The sequence below is a fragment of the Deltaproteobacteria bacterium genome, assembly GCA_020848905.1.
In the GTDB taxonomy this organism is placed as follows: domain Bacteria; phylum Myxococcota_A; class Polyangia.
The window spans coordinates 80,427-101,708 of record JADLHG010000018.1 but is presented as its reverse complement, the minus strand read 5'-3'; the positions used below and the strand labels follow the sequence as shown (position 1 = coordinate 101,708).

Annotated in this window: 21 protein-coding genes; 7 read left to right on the top strand and 14 right to left on the bottom strand. The window is 67.3% G+C overall.

Annotated elements, in window-relative coordinates; genetic code table 11:
• Nucleotides 1–142: 142 nt before the first annotated feature.
• The 6 genes from IT371_08530 to IT371_08505 form a co-directional block, all read right to left on the bottom strand.
• A complete protein-coding gene (locus tag IT371_08530; protein MCC6747688.1) occupies nucleotides 143–1,045 on the bottom strand; it encodes a tetratricopeptide repeat protein in 903 nt (300 codons plus the stop codon).
• Between the two features lie 218 nt (nucleotides 1,046–1,263).
• Nucleotides 1,264–3,414 carry a TonB family protein gene (locus IT371_08525; protein MCC6747687.1) on the bottom strand — a complete coding sequence of 717 codons (2,151 nt, stop codon included), beginning with the start codon at nucleotides 3,412–3,414 and terminating at the stop codon, nucleotides 1,264–1,266.
• A 163-nt stretch (nucleotides 3,415–3,577) separates the two neighbouring features.
• Nucleotides 3,578–3,841 (bottom strand): adventurous gliding motility protein CglF, encoded by a 264-nt coding sequence (gene cglF / locus IT371_08520; protein MCC6747686.1) that lies wholly within the window; start codon nucleotides 3,839–3,841, stop codon nucleotides 3,578–3,580.
• Nucleotides 3,842–4,001: 160 nt separating this feature from the next.
• Nucleotides 4,002–5,321, bottom strand: coding sequence for a tetratricopeptide repeat protein (locus tag IT371_08515; protein MCC6747685.1), 1,320 nt, complete (start codon nucleotides 5,319–5,321; stop codon nucleotides 4,002–4,004).
• Between the two features lie 11 nt (nucleotides 5,322–5,332).
• The gene (locus IT371_08510) at nucleotides 5,333–8,797 is read right to left on the bottom strand and encodes a tetratricopeptide repeat protein (GenBank protein ID MCC6747684.1); all 3,465 of its coding nucleotides are present in this window, start codon (nucleotides 8,795–8,797) and stop codon (nucleotides 5,333–5,335) included.
• Nucleotides 8,798–9,084: 287 nt separating this feature from the next.
• Nucleotides 9,085–10,659, bottom strand: a complete 1,575-nt coding sequence (locus IT371_08505) for a hypothetical protein (protein MCC6747683.1) — start codon at nucleotides 10,657–10,659, stop codon at nucleotides 9,085–9,087.
• Nucleotides 10,660–10,891: 232 nt separating this feature from the next.
• Between IT371_08505 and IT371_08500 the strand changes: the two genes are divergently transcribed.
• Nucleotides 10,892–11,296 (top strand): hypothetical protein, encoded by a 405-nt coding sequence (locus tag IT371_08500; GenBank protein ID MCC6747682.1) that lies wholly within the window; start codon nucleotides 10,892–10,894, stop codon nucleotides 11,294–11,296.
• A gap of 186 nt (nucleotides 11,297–11,482) precedes the next feature.
• Nucleotides 11,483–12,829: a lamin tail domain-containing protein gene (locus IT371_08495; GenBank protein MCC6747681.1), complete on the top strand. Its 1,347-nt coding sequence runs from the start codon at nucleotides 11,483–11,485 to the stop codon at nucleotides 12,827–12,829.
• A gap of 37 nt (nucleotides 12,830–12,866) precedes the next feature.
• On the opposite strand, the gene IT371_08490 is transcribed toward IT371_08495, so the two are convergent.
• From IT371_08490 to rpsP, 6 genes are all read right to left on the bottom strand, one after another.
• Nucleotides 12,867–13,232, bottom strand: a complete 366-nt coding sequence (locus IT371_08490; GenBank protein MCC6747680.1) for a YraN family protein — start codon at nucleotides 13,230–13,232, stop codon at nucleotides 12,867–12,869.
• A 7-nt stretch (nucleotides 13,233–13,239) separates the two neighbouring features.
• Nucleotides 13,240–13,614: a 50S ribosomal protein L19 gene (gene rplS / locus IT371_08485; protein MCC6747679.1), complete on the bottom strand. Its 375-nt coding sequence runs from the start codon at nucleotides 13,612–13,614 to the stop codon at nucleotides 13,240–13,242.
• A 102-nt stretch (nucleotides 13,615–13,716) separates the two neighbouring features.
• Nucleotides 13,717–15,027 (bottom strand): tRNA (guanosine(37)-N1)-methyltransferase TrmD, encoded by a 1,311-nt coding sequence (gene trmD / locus IT371_08480; GenBank protein ID MCC6747678.1) that lies wholly within the window; start codon nucleotides 15,025–15,027, stop codon nucleotides 13,717–13,719.
• A gap of 15 nt (nucleotides 15,028–15,042) precedes the next feature.
• Nucleotides 15,043–15,627, bottom strand: coding sequence for a 16S rRNA processing protein RimM (gene rimM, locus IT371_08475; GenBank protein ID MCC6747677.1), 585 nt, complete (start codon nucleotides 15,625–15,627; stop codon nucleotides 15,043–15,045).
• Nucleotides 15,628–15,666: 39 nt separating this feature from the next.
• Nucleotides 15,667–15,897 (bottom strand): KH domain-containing protein, encoded by a 231-nt coding sequence (locus tag IT371_08470; GenBank protein MCC6747676.1) that lies wholly within the window; start codon nucleotides 15,895–15,897, stop codon nucleotides 15,667–15,669.
• A 118-nt stretch (nucleotides 15,898–16,015) separates the two neighbouring features.
• Nucleotides 16,016–16,273, bottom strand: coding sequence for a 30S ribosomal protein S16 (rpsP, locus tag IT371_08465; protein ID MCC6747675.1), 258 nt, complete (start codon nucleotides 16,271–16,273; stop codon nucleotides 16,016–16,018).
• 173 nt (nucleotides 16,274–16,446) lie between these two features.
• On the opposite strand from rpsP, the gene IT371_08460 reads away from it, so the two are divergent.
• Genes IT371_08460 through IT371_08440 form a run of 5 tightly spaced genes read left to right on the top strand, consistent with a single transcriptional unit; the run spans nucleotide 16,447 to nucleotide 20,449 of the window.
• Nucleotides 16,447–17,364 carry an ABC transporter ATP-binding protein gene (locus IT371_08460; protein MCC6747674.1) on the top strand — a complete coding sequence of 306 codons (918 nt, stop codon included), beginning with the start codon at nucleotides 16,447–16,449 and terminating at the stop codon, nucleotides 17,362–17,364.
• A 3-nt stretch (nucleotides 17,365–17,367) separates the two neighbouring features.
• On the top strand, nucleotides 17,368–18,270 hold the full coding sequence (locus IT371_08455; GenBank protein ID MCC6747673.1) for a hypothetical protein: 903 nt from the start codon (nucleotides 17,368–17,370) through the stop codon (nucleotides 18,268–18,270).
• On the top strand, nucleotides 18,270–19,253 hold the full coding sequence (locus IT371_08450) for an ABC transporter ATP-binding protein (GenBank protein MCC6747672.1): 984 nt from the start codon (nucleotides 18,270–18,272) through the stop codon (nucleotides 19,251–19,253). The genes IT371_08455 and IT371_08450 overlap by 1 nt, the downstream gene beginning before the upstream one ends.
• Nucleotides 19,250–20,050 carry an ABC transporter permease gene (locus IT371_08445; GenBank protein MCC6747671.1) on the top strand — a complete coding sequence of 267 codons (801 nt, stop codon included), beginning with the start codon at nucleotides 19,250–19,252 and terminating at the stop codon, nucleotides 20,048–20,050. Before IT371_08450 ends, IT371_08445 begins: the two co-directional genes overlap by 4 nt.
• Before the next feature lie 60 nt (nucleotides 20,051–20,110).
• Complete coding sequence (locus IT371_08440) at nucleotides 20,111–20,449, top strand: hypothetical protein (GenBank protein ID MCC6747670.1); 339 nt, start codon at nucleotides 20,111–20,113, stop codon at nucleotides 20,447–20,449.
• 10 nt (nucleotides 20,450–20,459) lie between these two features.
• Here IT371_08440 and mscL read toward each other — a convergent pair whose 3' ends face one another.
• The gene (mscL, locus tag IT371_08435) at nucleotides 20,460–20,909 is read right to left on the bottom strand and encodes a large-conductance mechanosensitive channel protein MscL (GenBank protein ID MCC6747669.1); all 450 of its coding nucleotides are present in this window, start codon (nucleotides 20,907–20,909) and stop codon (nucleotides 20,460–20,462) included.
• Nucleotides 20,910–21,053: 144 nt separating this feature from the next.
• Complete coding sequence (locus IT371_08430) at nucleotides 21,054–21,248, bottom strand: hypothetical protein (protein ID MCC6747668.1); 195 nt, start codon at nucleotides 21,246–21,248, stop codon at nucleotides 21,054–21,056.
• Between the last annotated feature and the right edge of the window lie 34 nt (nucleotides 21,249–21,282).

Here is a 21,282-nt window from a genome sequence, read left to right as displayed (position 1 = left end):
TTATATCATAGAGAGCGACGCACGATCAAAGCATTATCCCGTGGGTGGGCGCGGCCTTTGCGCGCTCTCTCCCGAGGCTGTTTGCAGAAAGGTCGGACCATCAATTCCTGGAAGAAGCCGCGGCGAGGAGTACAGCGGGGAGCTACTGACTGAGGCGCTTCGGAAGGTTCGGCTTCGGCGCCGATGCAGCGCCCGCCAGCTCGGAGATCTTGTCGTGCGCGGCCTTGACGTAGTCGGGGTCCACGCCGGTCTTGCCGGTCGCGAGCTTCGCGAAGCGGTTCAGCGTCTCCTCCGCCTCCTTACGCTTGTCGGCGGCCGCGTAGGTCATCCCCAGGTTGTAGATCGCGTCGAGGAGCTGGCTATTGAGCTGGACCGCCTTGGTGAAGCTGGCGATCGCCTTGTCGTACTGCTTGAGCCCCTGATAGGCCACGCCCAGGCCGTTATGCGCCTCGGCGCTGTCGTCGTTGATGGCCACCGCCGTCTGGAAGACCTGCATCGCCAGCTCGGGATAGTCGTGCCCGAGGTAGAGCAGGCCGAGCTTCACGAAGGCCTGCGTGAAGCGCGGGTTGATCTCGATCGACTTGCGGTAGGCGGCGTCCGCCTTCGCCGGCTGATCCTGCGCCTCGGCGATCGTTCCCAGGCGGAAGTGCGCGGCGAAGAGCCGCTGGTTGAGGGCCAGCGCCTTCTGATACGAGGCCTGCGCGAGGTCGATGCGATTCAGCATCTGATAGCAGAGGCCGAGGTCGTAGTGCGCCACGGCGTTGTCAGCCTCGGTGGCGACCACGCGATTGAGGTGCGTCTGCGCCTCGTCCCACTTCTTCATCTCCTGGTAGACCTTCGCCAGGTTGTAGTGCGCCGCGGTGAACGAGGGGTCCTCCTTCGCCGCCGCCTCCAGGTCCTTCAAGGCCTGGGCGTGCAGCCCGTCGGTGTACTTCTTGATCCCCGTGTTCATGAGGTTGATCGCCCGGTGCCGCGCTTGACTGCAGGTCATCTGGGCGCAGGCCGGGACCGCGAGCAAGCCGAGTAGAACGACCAGGCGTTTCATCTATCCTCTCCTTCCGTCCACGAGAGCCGGCGGCCTCCAGCGGGCCGCCCGCACGCTCGACGATTGTTCCAACGATCGGTTTGTGAAGTCAAAAAAGAAAGGCCGCGAGGGGTCTTTCGCGGGGCGAGCGCCCTGCGCTTGCGGCGTGGCTCGGACCGAACGGGCCTGGAGGGGGCGCGCGGGGCCGGCGACGAGGTGCACGGCCCCGGCGATGAGGTCTACTCTGCGCCCGCAGCGCGGAGCACGAACGGGTAGGAGACGATGACGATGCCGCCGCCCTTGGGCTTGGGGAAGAGCCAGCGACGGACCGCCTGCGCGATGCACTGGTCCACCACCTGGTTGTTCATCGTCGAGCTCTGGACCACCGAGGCCACCACCTGGCCGGTCGCCGAGATCGTGAACTGGATCATCACGCGGCCCGACAGGTCCGGCTTGCTCTGGAGTTCCTTGCTATAGCAGAACGAAACCTCGTTGATGTGGCGTCGAATGATGCGTCGGATGATCTCCTTGTCGAGCGAGCCGCGCACCTCCGCCTGACCCGCGAGCACCCGAGGTGCCTTCGCGCGCCGCCCACCGAGTCGGCCCACGCCTCGGCCGTAGCCGGCGCCGTCACCGCCGCCGCCGCCCTTGCCGATGGTGCCCAGCGTTCCGAGACCGATCGTTCCCTCGCCCGTGCCACCGCCGCCGCGGCCGCTCCCCACGAGGCCCAGGCCACCGACGCCGTACGCCTCACCCACCTGGTTGCCGATCAGGCCACCGAGGGCGTCCTCCGCGTCCGTGCCGAGGGCCGTGTCACGGCCGAAGATCGACGCGAGGTGGCTACCCTGCGACTGCTTCAGGAGTCCCAGCACACCGGCGTTCTGCGCCGCGTCCTCGGCCAACCGCTTCGCGAGGTGCGGGTCCGCGTTGTCCTTGGGTCCCTTGAGGCCGTAGAGACCGGTCTTCTTCTGGGAATCCTTCTTCCCCATCTTGCCTTCGTCGCCCTTGTGCTTCTGCCCCTTGCCGCCCGCCTCGTCGGGGCCCTTCTTCTTCAGCCAGTCGGGGATCTCGTCTTCCTTCTGCTCCGGGGGCTTGATGAGGAACTTGACGAACTTGTTGTCGGCGTTGAAGAGGTCGAGCGACAGGCTCTTCGCGTCGGGCGGAATGGAGAAGATGAGGAAGAGGAAGATGGCGTGCGCGGCGAAGGAGACGCCGTTCGACATCTGCGCCGCCCAGTTCACCGTGGACAGGAACGGGGCCACCACCCGGCGCGCCGGGGCCACCGAGTTGATGAGGAAGGTGTTGTCCCCGAGGTCGATCTTGATGCGGGCGTTCTGCGGGATCTGGAAGCTGTAGGTGCCCGGGAAATCCCCCGCGGGCGCCGCGCGCCCCGTCCCCGGAAGCTGGTCGAGCGCGATACGATCGGCGCCCACCGTCACGTCACCCGCCATCTGGCCGGTGAAGAGCAGCGAGTAGTCCACCCCCGACGACCGCACCAGCGGGAATGCCGGCGCCGGAATCGACGGGCTGCGCACGTGAATGTTCGCCTCTACCGACTCTCCGACGACGTAATCGGGCGATTCGCGTTCGCTATGGAGCCGGGTCAGGCCGTAGGTGGCCTTGGCCACGCCCAGGATCATCAGGAGCGCGCCGACCCCGATCAGCTTCGTGACCACCAGCGCCAGCACGAGACCGCCGAGGAACGTCGCCGCGCCGAGGATGATCGTGGCCCAGGTCACGGGGCTCACCTTGCCCGCGGCCGGATTCGACAGGTGCTTCACCTCGAGGACGCTGTCCTCGAACATCGCCGTGACCTCGATGGCCCGAGACCCGTCCTGCACGTCCAGCATCGGGTCCATCGCCGGCACGTAGGCCTGCATCGGCGCAGGCTGCGGCGCCATCATCGGAGGTGCCACGGGCGGCGCGAAGACCGGCGCCGGACTGGGCGAAGGGGGCGGCATGACCCCCGGCATCGGCGGCTGCATCATCGGGGCCGCCATCACCGGCGGAGGGATCGGAGCCGGGGAGGGAGCCATCGGCCGGGAAGCCGGCGCGGAAGGGACTGCGGCGCTCGCCGCGGCCCCCGCACCCACACCCACCACGATGCGCGTGTCTCCGAGGAGCAGCTCGTCGCCGTCCTGGATCTGGCACTTGTTGACCTTCTGGCCGTTGACGATCGTCCCGCGCGCGCTGCCGAGGTCGATGACGTGGATCTCGCCGGGACCCGTCACCTCGATCACCGCGTGCATGCGCGACATGTTGTCGTCGTCGATCCGCAGGTGCGAGGACTCGAGCTTGCCGATCTTGATGATGTCCTGGGCCAGCGATTCCTCGCGTACGAGCTGGTCGCCGCGGTAGATCCGAAAGGTCAGCGGGGTCTTCGTATCCATCGGCTCCTCCGTGGCGCACCCCGAGGCGAGAGCGTGCACCATCCCTGATGCGCTGCACACCGGCACAGCGCCCGACCGACCTCGAGGCCGGCCCAGTTGTCAGTCTATCGTGCGTCCGTCGGGCGGCCCGGAAGCCCTAAGCCCGTCGGCAGGCAATCGCTTCCTAGATATCCTCGGCCGACTTCAGCATCTCGGGGATGAAGTTCTCCCGGATCTTGATCAGGCTCGAGTGCTTGGCCTTCCGGCGCGTATCGATGTACTCGCCATCCGGCCGCTGAAGCTCGCCTTCCACCACGTCATCGTCGAAGTCGTACACGGTCTTCTTCTTGTAGACGACGCCGGGACCCTCGCCCGCCTGAGCCGCCGCATCGCCGGCCCCGAAGAGCAACCCACCCAGCGCCAGTCCGAAGAGAGCTTTTCTCAACATCGGGTACTCCCAGCCCTTGAAGTTGCGTATCCAGCGGAGTGAGACAGCATCGTTCCTCCGCGGTTCCGAAAAACTTTACCAGACCACGAACTTTTCGCAAACGGCCGAGAATCGCAAGTGATTGACCCCTGGCTCGGCGGCCGCTGCGACGCCACGGAGGCTACTTCGCCCCCGCCTTGGCCTTCGCCGGCTCGGCAGCCGGCTGGGCCCCCATCTTCTCCTGCTCGCGCAGCATGGGGATCATCTCGTTGATGTTCTTGATCCGGCGCCTGGCGTCCTCCACCTTCCCTTGATTCTGGCCCCCGGCGATGTAGCGGTTGAAGTGCCCCTCCGCCTGCTGCAGCGCGGCAATACCCTTCGCCGGGTTGCTGGCGTCGAAGGTGTAGTCCTGCACGATGAGCCCCATGTTGTACGAGATGTCCAGGTTCGAGGGGTCCAGTTTCTGGACCTCCTGGTAGCGGGCCATCGCGTCGGCGAACTTGCGCTGGCCGCGGAGCGCCACCCCGAGACCGATGGTGGCGGCGATCTGGGTCGACTTGGCCGGACTCAGGCTGAGCACCTTCGCGAAGGCCTGCTCGGCCGACTTGTAGTCTCGGAAGGAGAGGGTCACGGCGCCGATGTTCATCAGCGCCTCCTTGAAGTTCGGATCGATGGAGACGGCGCGCCGGAACTCGACCAGAGCCGGAGTCACGCGCCCGGACTTGAGCAGCACCAGCCCGAGGATGTTGTAGATCGGCGAGTACTTCGGGTCGACCCTGGCCGCCTGCAGACAGATGAGGCGCGCCATCTCGAGCTGCGCCGGCGACTTCGCGTGGTCGTAGAGCAGGAGCGCCAGCGTGGCGTAGGCCTCGATGTTGTGCGAGTCCACGGCCAGAGAACGATGGATGTTGTTCACCCCGTCCTTGAGCGAGCCCGAGTCCCCCTGCAGCGCCCGGTTGCGCTGCACGAGGGCCAGGTTGGCGTAGCCCTCGCTGTTCTTCTGCCCCGCGGCCTTCTCGAAGTACGAGAGCGCCTGCGGCTCCGACCCCCGGCCGAGATAGATCTGGCCCAGGTTGTTGAGCGCGGGGCCGTACCCGGCGTGCTGGTTGAGGATCCCCTGGTAGATCTGCTCCGCCTTGGCGAGGTCCCCGCACTCGTGCCAGACCGCCCCCTCGTTGAACTTCGCCTCGACGAGCTTCGTGTTCCCGGCGTAGATGCTGCCGAACGCCTCGGCCACCGAGGCGCAGTCCCCCTTCGACAGCCCGCGCTGACGCGCCTCGCGGTAACGCTTCACGGCGGTAGCGAAGTCCTGCGCCGCCGCGCCCGAGACCTCGCGCTTGGCCTTCGGCGGCATCATGGCCTGAATGCTCGCCTCGCCCGATTCCTTGGCCGCCTTCTCCTTCGCCAGGTCCGCCCCGGTCTTGGGCGCGGGCGTGCTCGGCCCGCAGGCCACGAGCACGGAAGCACCGACGACAAACGACAGTTTGGTGATGGTGTTCATGGCTCGCCTCCTCACTTCACCGATTCCACGACCGTCGCCACGTCCGCCTTACCGGCGACGTAGCCCGGCTGGGCCCGGATCTCTGCGGCGAGCGGGTACTCGGCCGGCTTGATTTGGTTCAGCTCCGCTTCGCAGAGCGTAGACCACTCGTTGTACCAGGAGAGCTCGGTGGACTTCTTGAGGCAGGTGTCGAGACCTTCCACCGCCTTCGCCTCGAGCTTGCCCGCCTCGTCCTCGAGGCGGTCGCAGTACGCGTCGTTGAAGGTGGAGATGAACTCCTCGCGCGCGTCCTTGTTGTTCATGAGCTGCTTGGGCACCGGGGGCTTCGGCACCGGCGCCGTGTAGAGCGCGTCGGCGAAGTTCTGGAAGAGCTGCCCGATGCGGGCGGACGCCGCGATGGCCCAGTGCGCCGAGAGCGTCTTGATCACGTCCTGGTAGACGGTCCGCGTCGCCGCGAGCTTCTTGCCCTTGATCCCGAGGTACTGCGTGAACTCCTTGTTCGACTTGGCGAGCTTGGCCTTGTTCGAGGCCGAGAAGTCGAGACCCTGGGGAAACTTCACCGCGAGGAAGTCCTCGAGCATCTCCTCGGCGAGGTAGAAGATCGCAGCCGCCGCGCTGTGCTCGAGCTCCTGCGTGCGACGCGCCATCTCCTCCTTGTCCGCCCCCTTGGCGGCCTTCTTCCCGCCCTTCTTGTAGAGCGAGAGCGCGGCCTTGAAGTACGCCTGTGCGCTCTTCGCCTTGCCCGGGTTCCGCTTCTCGACGACGATCTTGCTCTTCGTCTCGGGACCGCACTGGGTCTTGAGCTCGATCGACTTCTTCTTCTTCTTGGTCGCCTTGGCGATCTTCCGCTTGGCCCGCTCGCGCGTCACGGTGATGCACGCGCCGTTCACCCCCTTCTTCGGGCACGAAGCCCGCCAGAGGGCCTCGCCCATCTTCACGTTCGCCACCACCTGGCGGTCCACGCCGCCGTGCCGTCCCCACTTGCCGAGCCAGTTCTTGTAGTGCTTGACGACGCCGTCCACGTCGCCCCGCTGCTCGTAGATCATGCCCAGCGAGAAGTTCACCGCCGCCGTGCGCGCCGCGTACTGCGGCCGGCTGCCGTAGCTCTTCTCGAAGAGCTTGCTGTCCTCGATCGCCTTGTCGTACTCGGCGCGGCCCAGCCGGAAGACGATCGCGTTCTGGAGTGCCTCGGGGGCCTGCTTCTCCCCCGGGAACTGCGTGGCGAACTTCTCGTAGTTCTCGGCGGCGCGGCTGTACCAGGCGAGGGCGTGGTAGTTGGCGCCGATCATGTAGAGCGCCTTCTGCGCCAGCGGGTGCTTCGGCTTGGCCTGGATCAGCGTGCTGCGGATGGCGATCGCCTGCCCGATCAGCTTGGCCGCCTCGAAGCAGAGCGCCGCGTTGTAAACGAGCTCGGCCCAGCGCGCGTCATCCTGGTACTCGTTCGCCAGCTCCGCGTACTTCTCGCCGCACTCCCGGTACCGCGCGTCCTTCTGCATCTGCTCGGCGATCTTGCGCTGCAGCCCGCCCTTCAGCTTGCGGAGTTGGGCGAGGAACTCTCCCTGGGCCAGTTTCGGGGACTTCAGGAAGGTCTCCACCCACCGGCTCAGCTCGTCGTACTTTTTCAAGATGTTGAGGGCATCCAGCAGCAGGTTCGCCGAGTAGAGCGCGAGCTCGTGGTCGGGGTGCTTGGTCGCGATGATCGCGAACATGTCCGCCGCCTTCTGGAAGTAGTTGTTCTCGTAGTAGATGCGCGCCTTGCGGTACATGATCGAAACCAGCTCCGGCGAGTTCGGCACGTATTTGATGTAGGTGTCGAAGGCCGCGATCATCTTCTGCTGGTTCGGCGGAATCGGGCGGGGCTTCTGCGCCTCGCCGGGCTTCACCTTCTCGGTGTCCTTCATCTCCTCCTGCACGTTGAGCGCGTTCTTCCAGGAGATGACCGCCGCGTACGCCGCTTCCTTGAGGTGCGCGCCGTTCGGTCGCATCTTCACGACCTTGGTGTACGCGTCGGCGGCGGCCTCCCACTTCTCGATCTTGAAGAGGAGCTCCGCGTAGTAGAAGGACATCACGTAGGCGTCCTTCTCGTTCGGGAAGCTATCCAGATATTCCTTGTAGAGGTACTGCGCGAGGCCGTAGGTGTCGTCGTTCTGCGTCTTCTGCGCCTCGCGGTGCCAGGTCGTGGCCAGCTCGCGCAGCACGCCGGACGAGTTGCCGCGGCACTCCTCGATCGCCGTCTTCTTCATCCCGGCCCGCTTGCTCGCGATGCCGTAGACGGCGGCCAGCCGCTTGACCTCCACCACCTGCGACCGCTTGTCCCGGCCCGAGAGGGTCGCGCGGACGATGTTGTACTGCCAGCTGCAGAGGCTCTTGCTGTTCGAATCCAGCTTGATGAGCTGCTTGTAGACCAGGATCGAATCGAGGAACTTGCCCTGGTCGTAGTACATGTTCGCCAGGCGCTCGAGCATGTTCATGGCGTAGTCGCCGCCGATGCGCTTGAAGAAGTTCCAGGCGCGGTCCGGCGTGCCGACGTGCGCGTAGGCACGCACCGCGTCCTTCTTGGCTTCCTTGACGAGCATGATCTTGCCCCGCTTGGTGCCCGACCACTGCTCGGCGTTCTTGATCACCTTCACGAAGAGCTCGAGGGCGCGGCGCGGATCCTTCAGATTGAGCCAGCACCACCCCTGCTTGTAGACCGCGTAGCCGTAGATCGGCGAGTCGGGGTATTTGCCCACCTGGTCGTAGAGCTTGAGCGCGCCCTCCACCTGGCCCTGGTTGAAGTAGTACTCGGCGAAGGCCAGATACGCGTCCGGGATGTACCTGCTCTGCGGGTAGTTCTTGATCAGCTGGCCGAAGAAGATGCGCGCCTTGTCGTGCCGCTTGGCCTGGTTGAGCATGTCGGCCACGTTGAAGAGCACCTCGTCCATGCGCTTGAACTTGGAGTACTTGCCCTCGGCCTCGGCGGCGATGGTGATGTACATCTTGATGGCGCTGACGAGCCACTGCTGCTCCGTCTGCTCGTACTGCTTCTGGAGCGACTTGAGCCGCTCCTTCTTCACGGGATCGTGCGAGGTGAAGATCTCCTCGTCGAGCTCGCGCGCCTTGAACATGTACTGGTTCTTCTTCTCGCGGTAATGCTCGGCGAGGCGGAAGTAGAAGTCGGGCTTCTCGGGGTCGCTGTCGTCGGTGACCGCGACGAGCTGCTTGAGCTTTGCGATCGCCGCGTTGGTGAGCGTCACGACCTTGGCCTCGGCCGAGGCGCGGAACTGCTCGGCGGCGAGGGTCGGGCGCTTCGGGGCCTCGGCCTCGGCCTTCTTCTCGATCTTGGTCAGGTGGCTCTGCTCGGCCTTCACCTGCACCTCGGACTTCTTGTACTTCGCGGCCAGCGCCTCGCCCCCGGAAACGAGCAGGCTCAGGCTGGCCACGAGGCAGCTCCCGGCTCCGACGGTGCCGGACAACAACCTACCGCGACGTATCACGTTGCTCATCATGCTCCCTCGAGTGCGGCGTCCTTGACGTCAATACCGAACAGATAGCGGAAGTCCTTGAGACGCGCGTCACGCTAGCGCAAAAGGTCTTCATCCGGCAGTAACTTTTTGTCACGTTCGTGTCATCGCAGTGGGGGCGAAGACCCCACGATCCTCGACGAGAAAACGAGGTCGTCGATCGTAGCGCGAGCCGTGAGCGTGAAACGAACGGCGGGGGTGAAAGCGGGAGGCTGGAGACGAGACGCGGGATCGACGAGCGGGAGTGGGGCGACGAGCGGTCAGCGACCGCAGCGCGATTGGATCTTGTAGCGGTAGTAGCCGAGCTCGTCTTTCCAGTATTCGCCGTTGAAGGGCCAGAAGTGGTGCTCGTCGTCGGGCTCCACCTCGCTCTGTCCCTTCGCGTTGGCCGGCACGACGAGCTCGTTCTTCACGGCCGCCTCGAGCTCGTTCTTCTTGCCGCTGATGATTTCGTACTCCACCTTGATCGACTGCTTCTGCAGCTCCTGGATCTCGGAGGCGAGCCGCTTCAGGCGCCGCTGCGCCAGGTCACCCGCCTCGCGCTGGGCGAGCGACTTCTGCAGCGTGAGGTCCTGGAGCACGACGCCCGCGATGGCCGTGGCCTTCCACGCGGGGTCCGCCGCCTGGACCTGCTTGAGCTCGCGGTCCAGCTCGTCCACGTACGAGAAGGTCTTCTCGAGCGTCTTGTCCATCAGGGCCGTGCGAGCGAGCCGCCCCACCTCGTCGGCCAGGCCCGAGGTCCGGGTGCGGATCTTCACGGCGTAATCGTAGAACTCGGTCGGATCTTTGTACTGCCGCACTACCCCGTCGAGCTGGTTCTTGAGCGAGGGGTACTTCGCCTTGAACTCGTCCACCGCCTCCTGGCTGCGGTCCCACTGGCAGTGCTTCCAGTAGACCACCGCCTTGAGGATCAGCGACTCGGGGACGAACTCGTCCTCGAAGAAGGGGGCGTTCAGGGTGTGGACGTTGCCGAGCGACTTGGAGAAGTTGTTGCGCTGGAACTGGGCCCAGCTCGACTCGAAGAGCGAGGGGAGCCAGTTGCTCGACTCGGCCGGGATCTGGTCGAAGTACTTCACGCTCAGGTCGTACTGGCCGGTGGAGTAGAAGACGCGGGCCAAAGAGAGGATCGACAGCTCCTCGAAGTCCTTGATCTCGGGGGTCTTCGGGGCCTCCCGGGCCGTCCGGAGGAGCACGCGGAAGGCCTCCGCGGCGGGCCGCGCCTGGTAGGTCCGGACGTGGGTGATCCCCTCCATGAACTTGCCGCGCGCGTAGAAGTTGCTCGTCGTGGGGACCAGCCCGAAGAGGGCCACCGCCTCCTTGAAGTTCCCCACGGAGTAGTGGTACCTGCCGAGCAGGTAGTAGAGTTCGTCGCGCACCTTCTCGAGCGCGGGCTGCTCGAGCTGGGCCCGCTCGTACTTGCCGACCTTCTTCAGAATTCCCACCGACTCCGGCAGCTGCCGGCTCAAAGAGGCGAGCCACTTCAAGGTGGCGTTGTAGTACCGGTGCTGCGCCCCCTTCTGCACGATGCGGTCGAAATAGGAGAGCGAGGCCGAGTAAAACCCGAGGTGATACAGGGTCTTGCCCATCCAGAACTCGGCGCGCTGCTTGTTCGCGTCGCTGTCCCCGGTCTCGCCCTCGATGACCTTGTGAAGCTCGATGCTCGCGCTGTAGTAGTCCTTCGTTTCGTACAGCTTGAGCCCCTTTTGCATGGTCTTCGAGGCCGGTCCGCTCTTCTCGACCGTCTCGGGGGCGAACTCCATGTCCGCCGATTCCTGGGCGCGCGCGGCGCCCGTGAGCATGCAGAGGACTGCTAGGGGGAGGAGTCGTCGAATCATCGGCTACCTCGTGCTCTCCTCGGAGAGAGGGGTCCAGGATCGCGATCTGGGGCCGCAACCTAGCACCCGGTTCTTCAGGGAGGCAAGGAAAATCAAACTCCTACCGGGTGGATCCGAGGCGTGGGGTGCTTGACTTGAGAAACCGCCTGTGTAAGATGGGCGCGCCTATGGGCTTTTGCGGTACACCATCGGCCACCCACGACCAGGCGCCCCCTTGAAGGAGCCCCCGAGAATGAAGAGATCGCTGCCCGCCCTCCTGCTCCCCGCGCTCATCGCCATCCTCTCTGGGGCCGCCACCGGTTGCGCCGACAGCGACACCGGCCTGCCCTGCGAGGCCTCTACCACGGGGACCGATACCGTCATCATTACGCAAGCGCTGGACTGCCGTTCCAAGCTCTGCATGCGCTACGGGGCCACGGGCTCCACGCCCATGTGCACGAAGAGCTGCGCCCAGGACAGCGACTGTCCGGACGCCACGGATACCTGCGCGCAGGGCTTCAAGTGCGTGCATTCCGTGGGCGTCGGCACGCTGAAGTGCTGCAAGATGTGCGTCTGCCGCAGGTTCATCTCCGGGGACACCGACCCGCTCGCGAACTCCTGCGCCAACGTCTCGAACGAGAAGTGCCCGTCCCTGTAGCGGGACGCGGCGGCCCAAAGCTTGCTCGCGACGCCCGACCTGCCGTAGGCTAGATCCAAACAACGTAAGCGCTAACACAGCGGCGGCCGCGCTTGTCCGTCCGGCCGGACGGCGAGCCGCGGCGACCTCGCTCTTCCCCCCGGGAAAAGAGCCGGTCCGGCGTGCGAGCGCGGAGGCAAAGCGGGAATGCGGCACGCGATAGTGGCCTTGGGATGCTGGGCGCTCGTGGGGTGCTCGGGAGCGGGCAGCAGCCTCCCCGCCGACGGAGGCACCTCCGATGCGCAGACCCTGCTCGACGCTGCCTCTCGGGACGGGGCCAGCGACGCGGGACGCGATGCCGCGCCGGCCGATGCGCCCGCCCCGGACGCGCCCGCACCCGGCGACTCCGCGCCTCCGGACGGGCTCAGGATCGATACGGCCGCTGACGCGCCGAAGCCTGCGCCGGACGCGGCACCGACCGACACGGTCGTGGTCTTCTCGGACAAGGGTCCGGCCGACCGCGCGGTCCCCGACGCGCGCCTGCCGGACGCGCCCGCGTGCCCGGCGCCGGTCCACGACCTGTGCTCCGCTCCCGAGACGCTCAGCTGGGCCGGGAGCGCGATCAGCCGGAGCGGGACCACGGCCTGCGCGAAGAACCAGCTCGATGTCGTCCCCTCCGCGTCGTGCAACCTACCGGACGGGACGCCGGGCTTCGACGTCTTCTACACCATCACGCTCCCCCCGGGGCGGTACACGGTTCGGCTCACGCCCGCCGCCGGCTGGGACGCGGCGCTCTACGTGCTGGCCAGCTGCGCCAGCACCACCTCCTGCGTTGCGACCTCGGACCTGACGGGGGTCGGGGTCGTGGAGGACGTGCTGCTCACGCCGACGAGCAGCACCACGTACGTCCTGGGCGTGGATTCGTATCACCCGATGGAGCAGGGGCCCTTCACGCTGGAGGTCCTTCCGGGGCCGGCCTTGAATCCCGACGCCGGCGTGCGCCCGGACGCGGGACCGCCGCCCCCCGACGCGGCCCCCCGCGACACCTCGAGCACCGCGCCGACGCTCGTGATCACGGAGGTGATGGTCGACCCCTCCAGGGTGAGCGACTCGGAGGGCGAGTGGGTCGAGATCTTCAACGCCGGGGGCTCGAGCGTCCTGCTCAACGGCTGGCGCATCCGGGACAACGCGGGAGGCTTCGGTCACACGATCAACGCCCCGACCCTCAGCATCGCTCCGGGCCAGTACCGGGTGCTCGCGCGGAACGACAACGCCACGCAAAACGGCGGCGTCTCGGGTGCCTACTCCTACGGCAGCGCCATGAGCCTCTCGAACAGCGGCGACTACGTGGAGCTGCTGACCCCGGCGGGGGTGCTGATGGATCGCGTAGCGTGGACCAGCGGTTGGCCCTTCCGCTCCGGCCAGTCGATGTCCCTCAAGAGCCCGGCCCTGGACAACAGCCTGGTCGGGAACTGGTGCCGCGAAGCGATCGCCTGGACTGGATCGGCGGGCGACAAGGGAACCCCGGGGGCCGCGACCAAGTGCGGGCCGTAGACGAGGCACCACCCGTCGCCTCGAGCCTCGCTGACGCCTACGCTCCCGTCGCGTCGAAGGCGTTCTTCACGACCGTGATGCGCAGCTCCGGCTCGTAGACGATCCCCACCACGTCGAAGCGCACGGCGCGCTCGAGCCAGCCGCGCTCGGCGAGGAGCTGGCGCGCGGCCCGCACCAGGCGGGCGCGTTTCTCGCGCGAGATCGTTTCCAGCGGATCCCCGAAGTCGGCGCTCTCGCGGCTCCGCACCTCGACGAGACACAGCACGTCTCCCTCCTCGGCCACGAGGTCGATCTCGCCTCGTCGCGCGAGGAAGTTCCGATCGAGGATGCGATAGCCCTGCGTTTCGAGGTGGACGGCGGCCAGCGCTTCGGCTCGCTCGCCGAGGCGGCGCGTGGAGGGCAAGCCCAGACTACTTGGCGGAGCGGTCGGTCCGGACCTGTTCCTTGATGCGGGCGGCCTTGCCGGCTCGGTCGCGCAGGTAGAAGAGCCGCGCGCGGCGCACGCGCCCGCGGGTCAGCAGCTCGACGCGCTCCACGCGCGGGCAGCGCACCGGGAAGGTTCGCTCGACGCCGATACCGTAGGAGATCTTGCGCACGGTGAAGGTCCCACGCGCCCCGCAGTTGCGGCGCTTGATCACCACGCCCTCGAAGGCCTGGAGACGCTCCTTGTCACCCTCGACGATGCGGACCTGCACGCGCACCGTGTCGCCCACCCGGAAGGGAGGCAGATCGTGCGCCGGCGTGCGGGCCTCGAGTTGCTCAATGATCGGATTCGTGTAGCTCATCGGTCTATCCTCGGAAAGCGCCGGCCGGCGAGGCGCCGGGGTGCTGGCTCTATCGTCGAAGTCGCTGAAAAAAACAGCGCGGGCCGCGCGCTCGGCGAGGCCCTACGTCTCTTCGCGCAACCCGAACAGCCTGTCAAGTAAGATCGCGGCGGCGCTACGCACGGAGAGGTGGTTGTACGCCGCGCCCCCGTGCACGGGCCGAAGCGCCAGGTCGGCCCGCTCCAGCACCTCGGTGGCCAGACCCCAGCCCGTTCCCATCATGATCACTACGGGTTGTCCGGACCCCAGCCAGCGCCGGACCTCCGCCCCGGTCACCTGGCCCGGCCGCGCGGCGGCGCTCGTTGCCACGGTGAGCGGCCGCTTCCCCTCGCGGGCCTCCACCTCGGTGAGGACCTGCTCGAGGCTCTCCACCACCTCGAGCAACGCCAGCGCCTCGGCCCGGTCCTCGTTGTAGCTGGCCCCGTGCCCCTCTTTCCAGTGCGCCAGGATGCGGCGCGCCAGCTCCTGCTGGCTCGCCACCGGCGTCACCACGAAGTAGCCGCCGAGCCCGAAGGTGCGACTCGAGCGCGCGATGTCGTGCAGGTCCAGGTTGGTGATGGCCGTGGTGACGATGCGCTTGCCCTTGTCGTAAACGGGGTAGTGCAGCAGCGCCACGTAGGCGCGGCCCGCCAGCTCGGCGCGGTCTTCGCGGCCGTCCACCTCGGCCAGGATCGTGCGGTCCTCGCCGCTCGGCTGATAGCGCTCCCACAGGTCGGGGCGGCGCTGCCGCGTGCGTACGAGCATCTGGAGTCGACGCCAGCGGTCGATCCGCGCGTGATTCCCCTCGACCAGCACCTCGGGGACGGCGAGCCCGCGGAACTCGCGCGGACGCGTGTACTGCGGGTACTCGAGCAGCCCCTCGCCGTGGCTCTCGGTGGTGAGCGACGAGGCCTTGCCGATCACCCCGGGGACGAGACGGCTCACCCCGTCGATGATCGCCATGGCCGCGACCTCCCCGCCGTTGAGCACGAAGTCCCCGAGGGAGAGTTCCTGATGCACGAAGGTGCGGATCCGCTCGTCGAAGCCCTCGTACCGGCCGCAGACCAGGACCACGTGGCGGCGGTCGAGGAGCTCCACGAGGTGCCTTTGCGCGAGCGGTTCGCCCTGCGGCGTGAGCAGCACCCGATGCGGCGAAAGGTCGGGGTCGTGCCCCACCGACTCGAGCGCCGCGACCAGGGGGTCGACCTTGATCACCATCCCGTCCCCGCCGCCGTACGGCGTGTCGTCCACGGTGTGGTGCTTGTCGGCGGCGAAGGCCCGCGGGTCGACGAAGTCCACCTGGACGAGCCCCTGCGCCACGGCCTTGCCGAGGAGCGAAGCGCGTAGAAACGAGTCGAAGGCCTCGGGGAAGATCGTGACGACGGTGAAACGCACGGGCAGGCTCCGCCGCTACGAAATAGGGGTGGCTTCCCACTGGTCGCCGCCGCTGACCCAGATCGTGCGCTCGGTGAGCTTCACCTCGACGAGCCAGGGGGCGACGAAGGGGATGAGCCGCTCCTCGTTCTCGCGACGCACGACGAGCGTGTCCTGGGCTCCGGCAGAGAAGACCTCGTGCACCGTGCCGAGGTCGAGTCCGAGCTCGCGGTCCTTCACCGCGCAGCCGACGAGGTCGGCATAGAGATACTCCCCCTCCTCGAGCACGAGGGCGCTCCGCGGCAGGTGCACCGTGGCGCCCCGCAGCTCCTCGGCGGCCTCGCGGCTCTCGACGCCCGGCAGCTGGAAGATGGCGCCCCCTTCACACTGGCCGACGAAGACGAGGCCGACGAGCAGCTCCCCCGTGGGGCGGCGCACGACGAGCAGCTCCGGCTGCTCGAGCGCCTCGGAGGCCGGGTCGTGGAGCTGCACCTTGAAGGCGCCGCGCACGCCGTGCGGGCGGGCCACCACGGCAACCTCCACCGTCTGCGCGAGCTCGATGGCCGGTGGATCGACGGAGGGCGAGCGGCCCCGCGTCACCCGACGGCCCGGCCGCAACATTCGCCTGCGCTGGTTCATGACGGGGCGCGGGAAGAACGGCTACTCGAGGATCTCGAGGACCGTGCGCTTGCGGATCTTCGTGGAGGCGGCGCTCAGGATGGTGCGCATGGCTCGCGCGGTGCGGCCCTGCTTCCCGATCACCTTCCCGAGGTCCTCCTTGGCGACCTTCAGCTCGATCACCGAGGTCTGCTCACCCGAGATCTCGTTGACCTCTACCCGGTCGGGCTGGTCCACGAGCGCCTTGGCCATGAAGATGATGAGCTCCTTCATCTGCGATCCGCTGTCGCTCATGCTCGTCCTCCGCGTTCGAACGAAGCCCACCTGGCCGACACGGAGCCCCAAAGCCCGCGTCCCACCTCAGGGGCGCGACAGCGCACAGAACGGCGCGCTAGCTCTGAGCGGGCGTCGCCTGGCGGAGCTTCAGGATCAACTTCTTCAGCGTCTCGGTCGGCAGCGCGCCGACCTTCAGCCAGTGATCCAGCCTTCCAGAATCAACGTTCAATTTCGACGGGTTCTCGTTCGGATCGTACGTGCCGATCTGCTCGATGAAGCGCCCGTCCCGGGGGCTCCGGCTATCGCTCACCACCACCCGGTAGTAGGCATGCCTCTTCGCACCCGCGCGGGACAACCGTACTTTGACTGCCATGATGACCTCGCTCCTACGCTACCTTGGCTCCCCGCGGGTCGAGACCCGTTGACATCCTAGACGTTGAATTAGTATAGCGAAACGCCCGTGTCCTGGGGAGCAATAGTTCAGGACGGGGCTAAGTACCCCAAATCCCGTGCCGATGTCAAGTCGGCCTCGCGGAAGGCCCAGGGATGCTGCTCGAGCTGGACGGGGTCAACAAATTCTACGGTCCTGTCCACGCGTTGCGCGACGTGAGCCTGCGCCTCGCGCCCGGGAGCATCGGCCTGCTCGGGCCCAACGGCGCGGGAAAGTCCACGCTCCTGAAGATCCTGCTCGGCCTCCTCTCGCCCACGGGCGGCCGAGCGCAGGTGCTCGGCTGCGACCCCACGGGGAGATCTCTCGACCTGCGACAGCGCATCGGCTACATGCCCGAGCAGGATTGTTACATCGCGGGACTCGACGCCGTCGAGACGTGCAGCTATGCGGCCCAGCTCTGCGGGCTCCCGCCGGCCGACGCCAAGGAACGCGCGCACGCGGTGCTCGAGTACGTGGGGCTCGGCGACAAGCGGTACCTCAAGGTCCAGGGCTACTCCACCGGGCAGAAGCAACGGGTCAAGCTGGCGCAGGCGCTGGTCCACGACCCCGACCTCCTGCTCCTCGACGAGCCGACCAACGGCCTCGACCCGCAGGGGCGGGACGAGATGCTGGCGCTCATCACGCAGCTGCCGGCACGCCGCTCCTGCTCGATCATGCTCTCGTCGCACCTCCTGCCCGACGTGGAAGAGGTCTGCGATCAAGTGATCGTGATCGCCGAGGGGCAGGTCCGCTTCTCCGGTCCTCTGGCCGAGCTGCGCGGCACGCAGGACGGCTACTACGAGGTGCGCGTGAAGGCCGACGCCGACCGCCTCCGAACGCTGCTCGACGCCGCGGGCTGTCAGGCCCTCGTCGAGGACGGGCTGCTCAAGGTGCGGCTGCCCCCGGGAGCCGACCCGGACCTCATCTTCCGCACCGCGCTCGACGCGCAGATCCAGGTCCGGCACCTGGCGCGCTGCGAGCTCTCTCTGGAGGCCGCGTTCATCGCGGTGCTCGAGCGCAAAGGAGCGGCGTAACCGATGGCACAGGGGACGATCCGTGCGCACGCGCCCGGCGAAGGAGAGATCCGGGACCTCGGCTATCGCCGCTACGAAGGGGCGCGGCTCGCCCATCGCACGCGCTACCGGGTGCTCTCGCGCTACGCCTTCTCGCTCGCCTGGGCGAGCGGCCTGGTGAAGGCCGACCTCATCCTCGGCATGTTCCCGGTGGTGGTCTGCGCCGTGGTGATGTTCTTCAAGATCAAGGCGCAGCAGCTCCTCGCCGGTCAGAACGCCCCGATCGAGATCGAGGACCCGAGCTTCTGGGTCTACTACTGCCTCTTCTGGTGCCAGATCTGGTTCGCCTTCGCCATGAGCCTGCTCTCGGCCGCCCCGGCCATCGCCGAGGACGTGCGCACCGGCGCCTTCCAGTTCTACTTCGCCCGCCCGGTCGCCGCCGCTCACTACCTCTGGGGCAAGCTCCTCGGGGCCGGGGGGCTCATCCTCCTCGTCTGCGCTCCTCCCGGGATCCTGCTCGCGCTGGTGCGCGTCGCGCTCGGTGGTAGCGGGAAGGCCTCGCTCGCGCTCTTGCCGCTCGTCCCGCTGGCCCTCCTCTACGCCGCGATCATCACCGTGAGCCTGACCCTCCCCGCGGTGGCGCTGAGCTCGGTCTCACGCCGCGCGGGCTACGTCCAGGGGGGCTGGGCGGCGCTCTTCTTCTTCCCCTGGGTGCTCGGCGAGGCGATGGCCGCCGCGACGGACGTGCCCTACCTCGTGCTCCTCTCGCTCCCCACGAACCTCCGCCTCGTCGGCCAGTACCTCTTCGGCGTGCCGCGAAGCTACCCCCTCCCCTGGTACCTCCCCGCGGGTGTGCTCGCGCTCGTGGTCGGGCTCTCGGTCTGGTTCGTCTGGCGCCGTCTCAGGCGAGTGGAGATCTTCGCGTGATGGCCCAAGGCACCAAGAACGCCCTCGTCACCACCGAGCACCTCTCCAAGTGGTACGGCAAGGTGGTCGGGATCAACGACTTCACGGTCACGATCTCGCCCGGGGTGACGGGCCTCCTCGGACCGAACGGCGCCGGGAAGTCCACCTTCCTCAAGCTGCTCATCGGCGTGCTCAGGCCTTCGAAGGGCAAGCTCACCGTGCTCGGCGAGCGCGTCTGGGGGAACCTCCCGCTCCTCGCGCGGATCGGGTACTGCCCCGAGCACGACGGGGTCTACGACGACCTGACCGGACGCGAGTTCGTGATCGCGATGGCGCGGCTCTCAGGCCTCGTGCCGGCGGAGGCGGCCCGGCGCGCCGACGCCACGCTCGACCGCCTGGGCCTCATGGAGGCGCGCCACCGACGGCTGCGGGAGTACTCCAAGGGGATGCGTCAGCGGGTGAAGCTCGCGCAGTCCCTCGCGCACGACCCGGACCTCGTCTTGCTCGACGAGCCGATGACGGGCTGCGACCCACCCACACGCGTCCAGCTGGTGAAGATCATCAAGGAGCTCGGCGCGGCGGGCAAGGCGGTGATCGTCTCGAGTCACATCCTCCACGAGGTGGAGGCGATGACGAGCGAGATCCTCCTGCTCTACAAGGGGCAGGTCCTCGCCGAGGGAAACGTCTATCGCATCCGCGAGATGATCGACCGGCACCCGCACAAGATCGAGGTGCAGTGCGACCGGCCGCGCGAGCTAGCGAGCGAGCTCGTCACGCACCCCGAGATCGCGTCCGTGCGCTTCGACACCGCCGGGGCGCTGCTCCTCGAGACCCGCGACCCCGACGGCTGCTACCCGCTCATCCCGCGCGTGGCGCTCGAGCACGGGGTGAAGATCCAGGCCCTCACGAGCCCGGACAACAACCTCCAGGCGGTCTTCGAGTACCTCACCCGGGACCGAGGCCCCGAAGGGGTGGCGCGCAGCGGCGCGGGAGGCGCTTCATGAGCACGAACCCGACCCGCTCCGGCGGGCGCGCGCTGCCGAGCGGGCTGACCCTCGTCGGGATCTTCGCCGGCCTGAGCCTCGAGCGGTCCCGCCGCAGCAAGCTGCTCCGGCTGATCCTCGCCGTCCTGGCGTTGCCCCTCGTCGCGTCGGCCGGGGCCCTCGCGGCGGGAAAGGCGGGGCCGGAGTTCTTCAAGCAGATCGTCGAGCTCTACCTGCGCTACCTCATCCCCTTGGTGATGGCGCTGCAAGCCTCGGCCACCGTGGCGGAGGAGGTGCAGGCCAAGACCATCACCTACCTCTTCACGCGACCGGTGCCGCGCTGGACCCTGCCCCTTGGCAAGTACCTGGGGAACATCGGGCTGAACCTGATCCTGCTCCTGCCCTCCCTCGCGGTGGCCTACGTGCTCTGCATGGTCGGAGACGGCTACGTCGGGTCGGAGCTCGGCACCCTCGGCAAGAGCCTCTTCGCCGCGCTCCTCGGCGCGATCTACTTCGGCGCCCTGGCCATGGCCTTCGGCGCGATGGTCACGAACCTGCCGTTCGCGATGATGCTCACCTACGTGCTGGTGATGGAGGTGGGCTTCTCGTTCGTGCCCGGCTGGCTCAAAGCCACCGCCATGACCGTGCATCTGCGCGCCATCGCCGGCACCTACACGCCGGCCGCGGCGAGCTTCTTCGCCTCGGATCCGAACCTCACGACCGCCGTCTCGGCGCCCGTGGTCTTCGGCGTGGCCCTCTTGTGGATCGTCATCGCGCTCGCCTGGGTCGCGAGCACCGAATACCGAACGGACCGCTAGTCACTGGCTCGTGACGGGCCCGCGCCGGTCAGGCAGGGCCGGCGCCAAGGGAGAAGACCGATGAAAGCACTTTGGCTCGCCGCGCTGGTCGGCTCGACGCTCCTCGGAGCCTGCGGCGGCGGCAGCAGCATCGCCGCCAACTGTCAGGAAGCCTGCAAGGTCGAGGAGGGGAACCCCTGCACGAGCCGCCTGGGCGAGTGCCAGGAGAAGTGCAAGACCCTCGCCTCGCAGGCCGAGCAGTCGGGCTTCCAGAAGGCGGATTGCGGCAAGTGCATCGCGGGGCAGTTCAAGTACAGCATCTCGCCGAAGAACGAATGCTGGGGCGTCCTCGCTCCGACGGGGATCGACATCCCCGCCTGCGCCAAGCTCTGCATCGAGCCCGACGCCGGCGTGCGGTAGGCGGCGCGCGCTACGCCCCCGTGGCGGCCGGCTCCACCTCCGAGGTGCAATGGGGGCAACGGCTGGCCTTGAGCGCGATAGCCGAGGTGCAGCGAGGGCACTCGCGCGTGCTCGCCGGCGCCGCTTCCTCCTTTTTCCGCAAGCGGTTCATCGCCTTCACCACCAGGAAGAGCACGAAGGCCATGATCACGAAGTCGATGGCCGCCTGGATGAACAGGCCGTAGTTCACCGTCGGTATCCCGGCCGCCTTCGCCGCCGCCACGCTCGCGGCGGGCTTGCCCGTCAGGTTGACGAAAAGGCTCGAGAAGTCGATCTTGCCCAGCAGGAGCCCGAGCGGCGGCGTGAGCACGTCGGAGACGAACGACGAGACGATCTTGTTGAACGCGGCCCCGATGATGATGCCGATGGCCATGTCGACCACGTTCCCCCGCATTATGAAGGCCTTGAATTCCTTCAACATGATCGCAATCCTCCGGTGACGGTTGGCCACGATATAGCAGAAGCGCGGCCCACCGTCCGCAGCCGTGTGCGGGCCGGGCGGCGCGCTGCATCCTTCGAGCGGGAGAAAGACCGTCGCCTTGACGCCCCGGGGAGGCGCGTGGCACTACTCGGCGACGTGGTCGGTAAAGGCCGCCTTGCGATGGCGAGCGGTCGGCAGGTGCGCGTCCCAGCAGGCCGGACTGCAGAAGACGAGTTTCAGGCGACCGCTGTTGCAGGCCGAGACCGTGCAGCGATAGTAGGTCTGCCCTCGGAAGATCTCCTTGCTACACATCGCGCATTTACCGAAGAGCGGGGGCATGAGAACCCAACCCTACCGGACGGGCCTGGGGATG